Source organism: Streptomyces barringtoniae, from assembly GCF_020819595.1.
GTDB classification, from domain to species: domain Bacteria; phylum Actinomycetota; class Actinomycetes; order Streptomycetales; family Streptomycetaceae; genus Streptomyces; species Streptomyces barringtoniae.
On the sequence record NZ_JAJHNP010000002.1, the window covers coordinates 415,109 to 427,677 of the forward strand.

A 12,569-nucleotide genomic window follows, 5' to 3' on the forward strand; every position below is an offset into this window, starting at 1 on the left:
ACGACACCGCTCAGGGCCGGGGCGCCGCTCCGTCGCGTGCCCATGGCCGTGCCGTCGCCCAGCCGGCCAGCAGCCCGGCGCCCACGGTCACGGTGGTGAAGCTGAGCGCGTCGCTCGCCACTGCGAGCACGGCCAGCGCCGTCAGGGCCGCTCCCGTGGTCAGCGCGACCGGGGTGGAGCGAGGAGAGCGCCACAGCGCGTGCAGCACCCAGCAGAACGCGGCGACGAACAGGAGCACCCCGACGACGCCCTGCTCCGCCGCCGACTGGAGCAGGGCCGAGTGCGGCTTGCCGTCGGCGGACAGGGTCTGCGCGGTCGTGCCGCCCAGCTCGCCGAACCTCCCCGGGCCGACGCCGAGCCCCCGGTTCCGGCCCGCCAGGTGCAGGGCGTCCTGCCACAGCGCGACCCGGTGCGCGCCCAGCCGGCCTTCGAGCACCCGGGTGAGACCGCCCGGCAGCACGTCGGCGGCGAGGGCCCAGGCCGTTCCGGCCGCCAGCGCCGCCGCCACCGCCAGGCCCAGCAGACTCGCGCCCCGGCGGGGCACCGAGCCCGCCGCGAGCGAACACAGCAGTACGGCCGCACTCGCCACGCACCCGGCCACCGACCCCAGCACCGCCCCGGCCAGCACGATTCCGACGGCCGGCAGCCGCAGCACCAGCCTCAGCTCCGGTACGGGCGTTGCCCAGGCGGCGCAGCACGCGGCGCCCGTGGCCAGGGTCAGCAGGGCGGCGGTGCCACCGGCGTGGCCGAGCGGAGCGGCGTACCGGGGACCTGCGGAGAGAGCGGGCAGGGCCACGGTCAGGGACAGTCCGGCCGCCGCCCCGGCGCACGGCGCGGCCACCGGCAACAGGGCCCCGGAGACCCGGCCGACGGCATGACCGGCGGCCACGGCGAGCACTGCGAGCAGGACGCCCTCGGGACGTCCGTCATGTGCCGCCGCGGTGATGAGCGACCAGCCGGCGCAGGCGCCCAGCAGGATCATGCCCGCACCGTCAGAAACGTTTCGTCTGACGTCCGCCGCGCCCGCATCCACACCGGCCGCGGACCTCGTCGTCCCCGTCGCCCCCACGGCTGCCCCTTGTCCCCGGTCCCCAAGCCCTGCCTCAGGCCACGGCCGGGCATGGCGCCGGATCCGGCCGCACTGCCGAGGCTGGGCTCACCGTAGCGGCTGATGACCGGATTGGGCACGAGATGCGGCGGAAAGTGGTGGTGGGGCGGCGGAAACGTCATGTGCCAGGGGCCGGTGCCGGGACTGGTGCTCGTCGTGGGGGAGCGGGTCGGTGCCGCGGCGAGCAGCGCAGGGCGGCGACCCGCGACGACCACGGTCCGCGGAGCCGGTCCCGGCCCTCGAACCGCGCTGTCGGGGGCCCAGGTGGCCGCCGTACACTCACCCGGGTGACCGTCACCGCAACTTCCGTGGACCAGCCGGATCAGCTCCAGCCGTCCCCCGCGCCCAGCGCGTTCCGCGGCCGCCTGCTCCGCCTGGTCCCGGCCCTCGCCTCCGCGCTCTGCGGAGTGCTGCTCTACGTCAGCTTCCCGCCGCGCACCCTGTGGTGGCTGGCGCTGCCCGCCTTCGCCGGTTTCGGCTGGCTGCTGCGCGGCCGTGGCTGGAAGGCGGCCCTCGGCCTCGGCTACCTCTTCGGGCTGGGCTTCCTGCTGCCGCTGCTGGTGTGGACCGGGGTGGAGGTGGGTCCCGGGCCCTGGCTGGCTCTCGTCGCCATCGAGGCGGTCTTCATCGCCCTGGTGGGCGTCGGTGTCGCCGCCGTCTCCAGGCTGCCGGCCTGGCCGGTGTGGGCAGCCGCCCTCTGGATCGCGGGCGAGGCGGTACGCGCGCGCGTGCCCTTCCGGGGCTTCCCCTGGGGCAAGATCGCCTTCGGACAGGCGGACGGGGTCTTCCTGCCACTGGCCGCGGTGGGCGGCACACCCGTGCTCGGCTTCGCGGTCGTCCTGTGCGGATTCGGCCTGTACGAGGCCGGCCGGCTGATCGCCGAGGGGCGCCGGACCCGGGTCCTGCGGCGAGGCGCGGCGGCCGCCGCGCTGCTGAGCGTGGCCGTCCCGGTGGCGGGCGCGGTCGCCGCCCGGCCGCTGGTGAGCGACAAGGCCGAGGACGGCACCCGGACCGTCGCGCTCATCCAGGGCAACGTCCCGCGCTCCGGGCTGGAGTTCAGCGCCCAGCGGCGGGCGGTGCTCGACTACCACGTGCGCGAGACGCTCAGGCTCGCCGCCGACATCAAGGCGGGCAAGGCCCCGAAGCCCGACTACGTGCTGTGGCCGGAGAACTCCTCCGACATCGACCCCTTCACCAATCCCGACGCGGCCGCCGTCATCGAGGGCGCCGCCAAGGCCGTCGGTGTGCCCGTCTCGGTCGGCGGGGTCGTCGAGAAGGACGGCAAACTGCTCAACGAGCAGATCCTGTGGGACCCGGTCAAGGGACCGACGCAGACCTACGACAAGCGGCAGATCCAGCCGTTCGGCGAGTACCTCCCGCTGCGTGGTCTCGTCGGCGCGGTCAACAAGAACTGGACCGGAATGGTCCGGCAGGACTTCAGCCGCGGCAGCACCCCGGGCGTGTTCGACATCGACGGCGCCAAGGTGGGCCTGGACACCTGCTACGAGGCCGCCTTCGACTGGGCCGTGCGGGACACCGTGACCCATGGCGCGGAGATGATCTCCGTGCCGAGCAACAACGCGACCTTCGACCGCAGCGAGATGACCTACCAGCAGCTCGCCATGTCCCGGATCCGCGCTGTCGAGCACAGCCGCACCGTCACCGTGCCGGTGACCAGCGGTGTCAGCGCGGTCATCATGCCGGACGGGAAGATCACCCAGAAGACCGGCATGTTCGTGCCCGCCTACCTCGTCCAGAAGGTGCCGCTGCGCACGTCCAAGACCCCCGCGACGCAGCTGGGCATTCTCCCGGAGATCGCCCTGGTGCTGGTCGCCGCGGGCGGAGTCGGCTGGGCGACCGGGTCCGGGCTGCGCCGTCGGCGCACCGGTGGCGCGTGACCGTACGACCGGCGTAGGACTCCTGAACCGGGCCGTACGCCCCCTGGACCGCCAGGAGAGTGCGGGCCGGGCCGGTTAGGGTCGGGCCCATGGCTACTCCTGACTTCATCCGCACCCTCCGGGCCACCGCCGGCCGGCAACTGCTCTGGCTTCCCGGGGTCACCGCGATCGTCTTCGACGACGAGGGCAGAGTGCTCCTGGGCCGGCGGGCCGACACCCGCAAGTGGTCGGTGACCGGGGGGATCCCGGAGCCAGGCGAGCAGCCCGCGGCCTGTGCCGTGCGGGAGGTCTTCGAGGAGACGGCGGTGCACTGCGTGGCCGAGCGGGTCGTCCTCGTCCAGGCCCTGCAGCCGGTCACCTACCCCAACGGTGACCAGTGCCAGTACATGGACATCACCATCCGCTGCCGCGCCGTGGGCGGCGAGGCCCGGGTCAACGACGACGAGTCCCTGGAAGTGGGCTGGTTCACGGTGGACGCGCTGCCGGAGCTCCACGAGTTCGGCCGCTTCCGGATCAAGCAGGCCATGTCCGAGGCACCCACATGGTTTGACCCTACGACCGTGGGCTGAAGTATGGGCGGCCACCACATGTGGTGACGGGTGGGGGCCACTTAGGGTCGGCACATGACCTCGTCCAGCCCCCCACTCGGCCTTCGCCCCCAGCCCCTCCCCCTCCCCCTCGACCTCGGCGGCCGTACCGCCCTCGTCACCGGTGCTGCAAGCGGCATCGGCCGCGCCTGCGCGCTGCGGCTCGCGGCCGCCGGTGCGCGGGTGCGGGCCGTGGACCGGGACGCGCCCGGCCTGGCCGAGCTGGCCCAGCAGGCGGAACGGGCCGGTGACCTGCCCGGGACCGTCGAACCGCACGTCGTGGACCTGACCGACCTCGATGCCGCCGAGCGCGCCGCCGCCGGCGCCGATGTGCTGGTCAACAACGCGGGGCTGCAACTGGTGCGCCCCATCGAGGAGTTCCCGCCCGAGGTCTTCCACACCGTGCTGACGGTGATGCTGGAGGCGCCGTTCCGCCTCATCCGCGGCGCCCTGCCGCACATGTACGCGCAGGGCTGGGGCCGGATCGTCAATGTGTCCTCCGTCCATGGTCTGCGCGCCTCTGCCTACAAGTCCGCGTATGTGGCGGCCAAACATGGTCTGGAGGGCCTGTCGAAGACGGCCGCTCTGGAAGGCGCCGCCCACGGGGTGACCTCGAACTGTGTGAACCCGGCCTATGTGCGCACGCCCCTGGTGGAGAAGCAGATCGCCGACCAGGCGCAGGCGCACGGTATCCCCGAGGAACGCGTGCTGTCCGAGGTCCTGCTCAAGGACAGCGCGGTTCAGCGGCTCATAGAACCGGAGGAGGTCGCGGAGGCGGTGGCCTACCTGTGCAGCCCGCAGGCGTCCTTCGTCACCGGAACCTCGCTGGTCCTCGACGGCGGATGGACGGCCCACTGAAGCGTCCTGCTCTGCCCGGCCGGGGAGTTTTCCACAGGCCTGACGGGCCGGGCGGGCGATGCGGAATCCTGTGACCATGTCTCGCGATCACGTTCAGTCGGCGCCCAGCGGCAGCACCGAGGCCGCCTACCTCGAGCTGCTCGCCCGCGATGCCTCCCCGGAGGCCTACGAGCAGCCGGTGCTGCTCGCCCGCGCCGAGGGCGGTCCGGCCGAGCGGATCGCCGCGCTGGAGCGGGCCAAGCTGCTCGCCCTGCGGGTCCGGTCCGAGCTGGAGGGGCGCCGGCGCCGCGAGGCGGAGCTGTCCGCGCTGTTCGAGACCGCCCATGACCTCGCGGGTCTGCGTGACCTGGACGCCGTCCTGCAGGCCATCGTGCAGCGCGCCCGCTCCCTGCTCGGCACGGACGTCGCCTACCTCACGCTGAACGACCCGGCGCGCGGCGACACCTACATGCGGGTCACCGAGGGCTCGGTCTCCGCCCGCTTCCAGCAGCTGCGCCTCGGCATGGGCGAGGGACTCGGCGGACTGGTCGCCCAGTCGACCCGGCCGTACGTCACGGACGACTACTTCAAGGACGCCCGCTTCCAGCACACCCTCACCATCGACGCGGGCGTTCGCGACGAGGGCCTGGTCGCCATCCTCGGCGTCCCCCTCATGCTCGGCCCGCACGTCATCGGCGTGCTCTTCGCCGCCGACCGCAGGGCACGGGTCTTCGAACGCGAGCAGATCGCCCTGGTCGGCTCCTTCGCCGCGCTCGCCGCGGCCGCCATCGACACCGCCAATCTGCTCACCGAGACCCGCGCCGCCCTGGCCGGCCTGGAGCGCGCCAACGAGATCATCCGGGACCGCAGCGCGGTCATCGAGCGCGCCTCCGACGTCCACGACCGGCTCGCCGAACTCGTCCTGCGCGGCGGCGGGGTGCACGACGTGGCCGCCGCCGTCTCCGAAGTCCTCGACGGCACCGTCGAGTTCAGCGAGGCCGACGCGGCACCGGCCGAAGCACTGGAGGCGTCCCGCGCCGAGGGACACGCCGTACGGCACGGCAACGACTGGATCGCCGCGGTCGCCGCGGGCGGTGAACTCCTCGGCGCGCTGGTCCTGCGCGGGCATCCCGGCCTCGACCCCGTCGACCAGCGCACCCTGGAGCGCGCGGCGATGGTCACCTCGCTGCTCCTGCTCGCCCGCCGCTCGGCGGCCGAGGCCGAGCAGCGGGTGCGGGGCGAGCTGCTGGACGACCTGCTGGACGCGCGCGACCGCGATCCGCGCCTGCTGCGCGAACGCGCCGCCCGACTGCACGCGGACCTGGACGCCACCCATGTCGTCCTCGCCGCACGACTCGACGGCCCGGCCGCCGACGCCGAGGAGGAGGCCGCGGCCCGCCGCCGCCTGTGGTCGGCCGCCTCCCACCTCGCCGCGACCCGGCACGGCCTGGCCGCCGCACGCGACGGCGGCACCGTCCTGCTGCTGCCGCTCGCCGCCCGCGACACAGCGACGGATCTGGCCCGGCGCGCCGCCCGCCAGCTGGGCACGGCCGTGCACCAATCCGTCACGGTCGGCGCCTCCGCCCCCGTCACCGACCTCGCCACCCATCCCGAGACGGTCGCCACCGCCTACGCCGAGGGTCGCCGCTGCCTGGAGGCGCTGCACCTGCTGGGCCGGGCCGGGGACGGCGCGGCGGCCGAGGACTTCGGCTTCCTCGGCCTGCTCCTCGCCGGCGAACGGGACATATCAGGCTTCGTCGACCGCACCATCGGCCCGGTCGTGTCCTACGACGAGCGACGCGGCACGGAACTGCTGCGCACCCTCGACGCGTACTTCGACTGCGGGATGAGCCCGGCCCGCACCAAGGACGCGCTGCACGTCCACGTGAACACCGTCGCCCAACGGCTGGAGCGGGTGGGCCGGTTGCTGGGCGGAGACTGGCAGACCCCGGCCCGCGCCCTGGAGATCCAACTCGCGCTGCGGCTGCACCGGTTGGCGGCCCCGGACAGACGCTGACCCCCGTACGGGCACCGTACGAGGGCCGGGCATCGGATGTGCGCGCGGGGTGCGACGGCGGCGGGCGGGGGGCGGGGGCGGGGGGCGACGGCGGTTGAGCGGCCCCGCGCCGGCCGGGCGGAGCGCGAGGGCGGTCGGGCGAGCCGCGCCGGCCGGTGCGAGGCCGAGCCGACGGGCACGTCCTCGCCCCCGCCTCCGCGGCCGTTCCGGTCAGACCGTCCTCGCCTCCGCGGCCGTACCGGCAGCGGCGGACTCGCCGCCCTCGGCCTCGATGCGGGCGAGATCCCGGTGCCGCGTCTCCCGGGCCACGCCCACGGCGATCAGGGTCAGCACCGCGGCGGCGATCACATACAGGGCGATCGGAGTGGAGCTGCCGTAGTCGTCGAGCAGGGCGGTGGCGATGAGCGGGGCCGGCGCGCCGGCCGCCACGGAGGCGAACTGGGCGCCGATGGACGCGCCCGAGTACCGCATCCTGGTTGCGAACATCTCGGCGAAGAAGGCGGCCTGCGGCGCGTACATCGCGCCGTGCAGCACGAGCCCGACGGTCACGGCCAGCACCAGGTAGCCGAACGACCCGGTGTCCACGAGGGAGAAGAACGGGAACATCCACAGGCCGACACCGGCCGCGCCGAGCAGGTACACGGGCCGCCGCCCGACCCGGTCGGACAGCGCGCCCCAGGCCGGGATGACGGCGAAGTGCACGGCGGAGCCGATGAGTACGGCGTTGAGCGCGGTCTGCTTGGAGACCCCGGCCGAGGTGGTGGCGTAGACGAGGATGAAGGCGGTGATGACGTAGTAGCTGATGTTCTCCGCCATGCGAGCGCCCATCGCCACCAGCACGTCCCGCCAGTGGTGCCGCAGCACGGAGACGAGCGGCAGCTTCTCCGCCTCCTGTGTGCGCCGGGACTCGGCCCGCGCCAACGCCTCCTTGAACACGGGCGATTCGTCGACGGACAGCCGAATCCACAGACCGATCAGCACGAGCACGCCGGAGAGGAGGAAGGGAACCCGCCAGCCCCAGGCCCCGAAGGCGTGGTCGGAGAGTACGGCGGTCAGCAGCGAGAGCACACCGGTGGCGAGCAACTGCCCCGCCGGCGCGCCGGTCTGCGGCCACGAGGCCCAGAAACCGCGCCGCCGCGGATCTCCGTGCTCCGACACCAGCAGGACGGCACCGCCCCACTCACCGCCGAGTGCGAATCCCTGGACGAGCCGCAGCGTGGTCAGCAGCACGGGCGCGGCGGCCCCGACCGTGGCGTGCGTGGGCAACAGCCCGATGGCGAACGTCGCCCCGCCCATCATCACGAGGCTCAGCACCAGCAGTTTCTTCCGCCCCAGCCGGTCACCGTAGTGCCCGAACACGAGCGCCCCCAGCGGGCGGGCCGCGAATCCGACCGCATACGTCAGGAAGGACAGCAGCGTCCCGACGAGGGGATCGGAGTCCGGGAAGAACAACTTGTTGAACACCAGCGCGGCGGCGGAGCCGTAGAGGAAGAAGTCGTACCACTCGATGGTGGTGCCGATGAGGCTGGCGGCGACGATACGGGGGAGGCTGGCGGGGGGTGGGGGAGCGGTTGTTGCTTCGGATGCCATGTGCGCCACTTCCTCGTGTGCGGTGGGGACGGGTAGGTGTTGGCACACCGTAGGAAGATGCAGGTCAGGGGCACATGTGGTGGGGCACCATAGTTCGGGGGTTGGCTATGCGTGCGGCCACCATGCTGGATCACGGAAGGGCGGTTCAGGGGCTTGGACGTAGTCGAAACGAGTACTGTCCGGGACGCGTGGTTCGACGCGATTTGACGGCGTGGTGCTTACCAACGGCCCACGTCATCACCCGTGCTCGCCCCTCCCGTGCTGACTTGGTGCTGACTGCGCTCCGTTGAACTCGGACATCTTGGGGCCGATCGGCTCAGGGCCGTTGCGTGGTAGGCGACCTGAACGAGAGGTCGACCCCGCTTTGCCGCTCGGCTCTGCGGGCAAGGACAAGGCGTTGCGCCTGCACGTGGTAGGCGTTCGGCCCAGCAGATTCTTCGTCTGCTGGTGGTACAGCGCAAGCAGCTCGCTGACCTGCGAATATGGCAGCCGTGGGGATCTTGCCGGGACTGCTGGCCCGGGAATGGTCCGGGATCTTGACCGATGCAGACCTTGGGGCTGCGGCTCTGTTGGATTGGCCGTAGGTGCCCGCTCCGAGCTGACGGTCCCACCTGGCACATGTCGTAGAAACCGTCTTCGGGCGTCCACGTCAGTCCAGGCAGGGTGCGTAATACCAGGTCAGGGCGTCGCGGTCCGGGGGAGTCGGAGTAGTTGGTGACAGACGTGTGACAGCGCCTGTGAGAGAGGCGTTCGACGGCAAGCCCCTGCAGACGCGGCCGGCGGGGGCTTCCGGGCGGGTGTGCTGCAGCTCCGGCGTCGGCGTCGTTGCCTTCGGGTTCTCCGCCCTGCGCCCTCGCGTCGAGTGCTCGGCAAATCGGGCCGGGGCCCTTGGCGACCAACAGTCACAGCCTTCGCCCCTGCAAAGTAGAACGCCCCTGGAGGTGTCTGAGGCGATGCCTGCCCCCGCCGAGGGGCGCACGGGCTTCTCGTCCGCGGGCTGTTCATGGTCGCGGAAACTGCGACCTGTTCCGCCTCATGGACGCTGCCGGCCGACATCGTCCGCACCCTGCAGGCCCGCGAGGTGCGGGTGGACCGCGAGATGCTCGCCCTCGGGTACGCGGGCGTGTACTCCGGTTTCCTCCGGCATGCCGTTGCCGCGGCGCGCCGTCACGGCCTGGACACCCGGGCGATCCCTGTCGAAGCCGGCCGGCGCAGGATGGTCGGCGGCCAGGCGGGCATGATCACGGACATTGTGCTCGACCTCGCGGCGGCCGGTTGCGTCGACTGACGTGAGTGATCGGTGCGGTGGCTGTGGCGGCCCGGCGGGGCCGGTGCCACCGCTGTCCACGTCAGAGGGCGGACGGCGATGTCAGCGGCTCGTGTCGGCGTCACCTTCGTCATTCGGAGGGTCTCCCTGTCTCCTGCCGCCCGGAGGGGAGCCGTCCCCGTGCTCTTCCAGCAGCTCGAGAAGCGCGGCGTCCGCTCTCCTCTGATCTTCCTTCGTCAGCTCGACCGGTGCGTTGTTGTAGACGGTGTAGCGATCTGGATCGATGATGTTGGCGGCCCTCAAGCTGAACGTCAGCAGGGGGCGCCAACCCTTGCGGTGGCCGACCCGAACTTGGAGCTGGGCCTTGTAGTCACGGGCCTCCGGGAGGAATCCGGAAAACGGTGCCTCGAACTCGAGGAAGAGTTGTTGCGCTTCTCTGCCGGGCACGACGAATCCGGCGGGCAGCTTCGTCTCCTCGTCCGGCCCCGGTTGGAGCCGGGACGTGGAGGACACCCACAGGAGCGGCAGATGAGAGGCGGGCTCATCGGGGAAGGTCAGGATGAGGTCCTGCACGACGATCGGTTTGGGACCGGTGTTGTGCAGGACGAGCGGCAGTCTTAGGCGTGCCGTGGAACCGTGGACGATCGCCGCGAAGGAATGAGGTTCCCACGCCTTCAAGCGTCCCTGTCGGGCGTTGAGCCACCAGAACGACGCGACGGTGAAGAGCAGTGCGCAGACTGATACCACACTGGCGCCGGTAAGCGATGAGGACGCGATCTCATCCGCCGCGACCATCAGCGGAACCACAGAGTCAGTCTGCCAGCTCCGCCGTGGGCTCGCTAACAGGACGAGTGGCCGCCGACAGTCTCCCGGAACGGGTCAGAGGCCGGCGAGGAGTACGAGATACCAGGCGACCAGGGCCGCGCATGTCACCGCGGGGAGGAGCTTGGTCAGCCCGTCGCCCTTGCGTACGTGCGTCGTCACGGCACCGGCGAGCAGCATCAGCAGCCCGATACCGGCCAGGCCGCCGCACAGCGGTACGACCGGGCCGAGGGCCACGCCGATGGCGCCCGCCAGCTCCAGCCCGCCGATGACCCGGTAGGCCGCAGTGGTGAAGCCGGCGTGGGCGGCCAGCTCGGGCATCGGACCCAGGGCCAGGATCTTGGCCGCGCCCAGCAGGGCGAAGATCAACGCGATGAGACAGGTCAGCGAGGCGGAGAGGATCACGAGACGCCCTCGGGGGTGTGCGGACAAGGGGCCTGGCGGCGTTCGGCTCCCAGGCCGGCGAAGTAGGCGATCAGGTCGGGGTTGTCGACCGCGGAGGGATTGAGGACCTGCTCGGCGGGTGCGCCCTGAAGGAGGCGCTTGACCGGGACCTCGAGTTTCTTGCCGGTCTTCGTGTGCGGGATGGCCGGCACGGCGAGGATCTCGTCGGGGACGTGGCGGGGTGAGGCGCCGGTGCGGATCGCGTCGCGGATCTTCTCGCGCAAGGAGTCGTCCAACTCGCTCCCGTCGGCGAGGACCACGAAGAGCGGCATCCAGTAGCCGCCGTCGGGTTCCTCCGCACCGATGACGAGGGCCTCGGCGATCTCGGGGAGGCGTTCGACGATGTCGTGGATGTCGACGCTGCCCAGGCGTACGCCGTTGCGGTTGAGCGTGGCGTCGGAGCGGCCGTGCACGATCACCGAGCCGTGGGAGGTGAGAGTGATCCAGTCCCCGTGCCGCCACACGCCCGGATAGGCGCCGAAGTAGGCGTCGCGGTAGCGGCAGCCGTCAGGGTCGTTCCAGAAGTACAGCGGCATCGACGGCATGGGGCGGGTGACGACCAGTTCGCCGACCTGGTCGACGACCGGCCGGCCCGCGCCGTCGTACGCCGCCAGCGCCACGCCGAGGTTGGGGGCCGACAGTTCACCCGCCCACACCGGGGTGGTGGGGGCGCTGCCGGCGAAGCCGGAGACGACGTCCGTGCCGCCGCTGGTGGAGGCCAGCTGGACGCCTGCGCCGACGTGGTCGCGGACCCAGGGGTAGGCGGAGGCGGGCAGGGCGGAGCCGGTGCAGCCGATGACGCGGATCGCCGACAGGTCGTGCACGGCGGGGTCGACGCCGAGCTTGGCCATGGCCAGCAGGTACTGGGGACTGGTGCCGAAGACGGTGACCTTGTGGCGGGCCGCCAGTTCCCACAGGACGTCCGGGCGCGCCACCGGCGCAGGGCTGCCGTCGTAGGTGCAGGTGGCGGCACCGGTCAGCAGGGTGGAGACGACCAGGTTCCACATCATCCAGTGGGTAGTGGTGTACCACAGCAAGCGGTCTCCGACGCCCAGGTCGCAGTGCAGGCCGAGGATCTTGAGGTGTTCCAGCAGGACGCCTCCGTGACCGTGGACGATGCCTTTGGGTAGCCCGGTGGTGCCGGAGGAGAAGACGATCCACAGCGGGTGGTCGAACGGCACCGGAGTGATGGTGAGGTACTCGGTGCGGCCGGCCGCGTCCTCCCAGGGAACCGTCAGCCTCGCGGCCGGGGTCGCGGGCCACGCGAGGCCCAGGTGATCCACGAGGATCCTGGCCTTGAGCGTGGGAAGGGCGGCGGCGAGGTCGAGGGAGGCTGCGCGGCGGTCGTGGCGGGTGCCGTTGAAGAGGTAGCCGTCCGCGGTGATGAGCACGCTCGGTTCGAGTTGGGCGAAGCGGTCGGCGGCGGCCTTGGGTGCGTAGTCCTGGCCGCACACCGACCACACCGCGCCGAGGCTGGCCGTGGCGAGGAAGGCGATGACGGCGTGGGGGGTGTTGGGCAGGTAGCCGACCACCCTGTCGCCGGGTCCGACGCCCAGGTCGCGCAGTGTGGCGGCGACGGAGGCGACCTGGGCGCGCAGCTGTCGTCCCGTGATCTCGTAGGCGGCTCCGGTCTCGTCCAGCGCGGTGATCGCGGGTGCGTCCGGGTGCAGGTTGCGCAGGGCGTGGTGGGCGTAGTTGAGGGTGGCGCCGGGGAACCAGCGGGCGCCGGGCATGGTCTCCTCGGCCAGCACTCGCTCGTACGGTGTGGCGGCGTCGATGTCGAAGTACTCCCACACCGCGGCCCAGAAGCCTTCCAGGTCGGTGACGGACCAGTGGTGCATGGCCTGGTAGTCGGTGGGGTCCTGGATGCCGTCGGCGCCCTGGTGTCGGGCGGCCCAGCGGGCGAAGTCCGCGATGCGGCTGCCGGCGGCCGCTTGGAGGTCGGGCGGAAGGAAGGGCTCCGGGCAAGGCGTGGCGTGCGGGGTGGTCATGGTCTGGT

Annotated in this window: 9 protein-coding genes and 1 pseudogene; 5 read left to right on the plus strand and 5 right to left on the minus strand. The window is 72.1% G+C overall.

Annotated elements, in window-relative coordinates; genetic code table 11:
• Positions 1 to 10: 10 nt before the first annotated feature.
• Positions 11 to 982 (minus strand): O-antigen ligase family protein, encoded by a 972-nt coding sequence (locus LMU33_RS04255; protein ID WP_228617462.1) that lies wholly within the window; start codon positions 980 to 982, stop codon positions 11 to 13.
• A 413-nt stretch (positions 983 to 1,395) separates the two neighbouring features.
• Between LMU33_RS04255 and lnt the strand changes: the two genes are divergently transcribed.
• The 4 genes from lnt to LMU33_RS04275 all read left to right on the plus strand — a co-directional run bounded on the left by lnt (position 1,396) and on the right by LMU33_RS04275 (position 6,447).
• Positions 1,396 to 3,006 carry an apolipoprotein N-acyltransferase gene (lnt, locus tag LMU33_RS04260; RefSeq protein WP_228617464.1) on the plus strand — a complete coding sequence of 537 codons (1,611 nt, stop codon included), beginning with the start codon at positions 1,396 to 1,398 and terminating at the stop codon, positions 3,004 to 3,006.
• An 89-nt stretch (positions 3,007 to 3,095) separates the two neighbouring features.
• Positions 3,096 to 3,575 (plus strand): NUDIX hydrolase, encoded by a 480-nt coding sequence (locus tag LMU33_RS04265; protein ID WP_228617465.1) that lies wholly within the window; start codon positions 3,096 to 3,098, stop codon positions 3,573 to 3,575.
• Positions 3,576 to 3,629: 54 nt separating this feature from the next.
• A complete protein-coding gene (locus tag LMU33_RS04270) occupies positions 3,630 to 4,451 on the plus strand; it encodes a 3-hydroxybutyrate dehydrogenase (protein WP_228617467.1) in 822 nt (273 codons plus the stop codon).
• A gap of 76 nt (positions 4,452 to 4,527) precedes the next feature.
• Positions 4,528 to 6,447, plus strand: coding sequence for a helix-turn-helix domain-containing protein (locus tag LMU33_RS04275; protein WP_228617469.1), 1,920 nt, complete (start codon positions 4,528 to 4,530; stop codon positions 6,445 to 6,447).
• A 210-nt stretch (positions 6,448 to 6,657) separates the two neighbouring features.
• Here LMU33_RS04275 and LMU33_RS04280 read toward each other — a convergent pair whose 3' ends face one another.
• Positions 6,658 to 8,037, minus strand: coding sequence for an MFS transporter (locus LMU33_RS04280; RefSeq protein WP_228617471.1), 1,380 nt, complete (start codon positions 8,035 to 8,037; stop codon positions 6,658 to 6,660).
• A gap of 1,017 nt (positions 8,038 to 9,054) precedes the next feature.
• On the opposite strand from LMU33_RS04280, the pseudogene LMU33_RS04285 reads away from it, so the two are divergent.
• A pseudogene (locus tag LMU33_RS04285) lies at positions 9,055 to 9,325 on the plus strand (4-hydroxy-2-oxovalerate aldolase family protein); the annotation flags it as partial.
• Between the two features lie 81 nt (positions 9,326 to 9,406).
• On the opposite strand, the gene LMU33_RS04290 reads toward LMU33_RS04285, so the two are convergent.
• The 3 genes from LMU33_RS04290 to LMU33_RS04300 all read right to left on the minus strand — a co-directional run bounded on the left by LMU33_RS04290 (position 9,407) and on the right by LMU33_RS04300 (position 12,561).
• Positions 9,407 to 10,111, minus strand: a complete 705-nt coding sequence (locus tag LMU33_RS04290) for a hypothetical protein (protein WP_228617473.1) — start codon at positions 10,109 to 10,111, stop codon at positions 9,407 to 9,409.
• A gap of 72 nt (positions 10,112 to 10,183) precedes the next feature.
• Complete coding sequence (locus tag LMU33_RS04295; RefSeq protein ID WP_228617475.1) at positions 10,184 to 10,531, minus strand: DoxX family protein; 348 nt, start codon at positions 10,529 to 10,531, stop codon at positions 10,184 to 10,186.
• Entirely contained in the window at positions 10,528 to 12,561 is a 2,034-nt protein-coding gene (locus tag LMU33_RS04300) for an acetoacetate--CoA ligase (protein ID WP_228617477.1), read from the minus strand. The genes LMU33_RS04295 and LMU33_RS04300 overlap by 4 nt, the downstream gene beginning before the upstream one ends.
• Between the last annotated feature and the right edge of the window lie 8 nt (positions 12,562 to 12,569).

Coding starts and splice junctions, on each gene's coding strand:
- LMU33_RS04255 (WP_228617462.1), bottom strand. CDS start 982: ATGATCCTGCTGGGCGCCTGCGCCGGCTGGTCGCTCATCACCGCGGCG.
- LMU33_RS04265 (WP_228617465.1), top strand. CDS start 3,096: ATGGCTACTCCTGACTTCATCCGCACCCTCCGGGCCACCGCCGGCCGG.
- LMU33_RS04270 (WP_228617467.1), top strand. CDS start 3,630: ATGACCTCGTCCAGCCCCCCACTCGGCCTTCGCCCCCAGCCCCTCCCC.
- LMU33_RS04275 (WP_228617469.1), top strand. CDS start 4,528: ATGTCTCGCGATCACGTTCAGTCGGCGCCCAGCGGCAGCACCGAGGCC.
- LMU33_RS04280 (WP_228617471.1), bottom strand. CDS start 8,037: ATGGCATCCGAAGCAACAACCGCTCCCCCACCCCCCGCCAGCCTCCCC.
- LMU33_RS04300 (WP_228617477.1), bottom strand. CDS start 12,561: ATGACCACCCCGCACGCCACGCCTTGCCCGGAGCCCTTCCTTCCGCCC.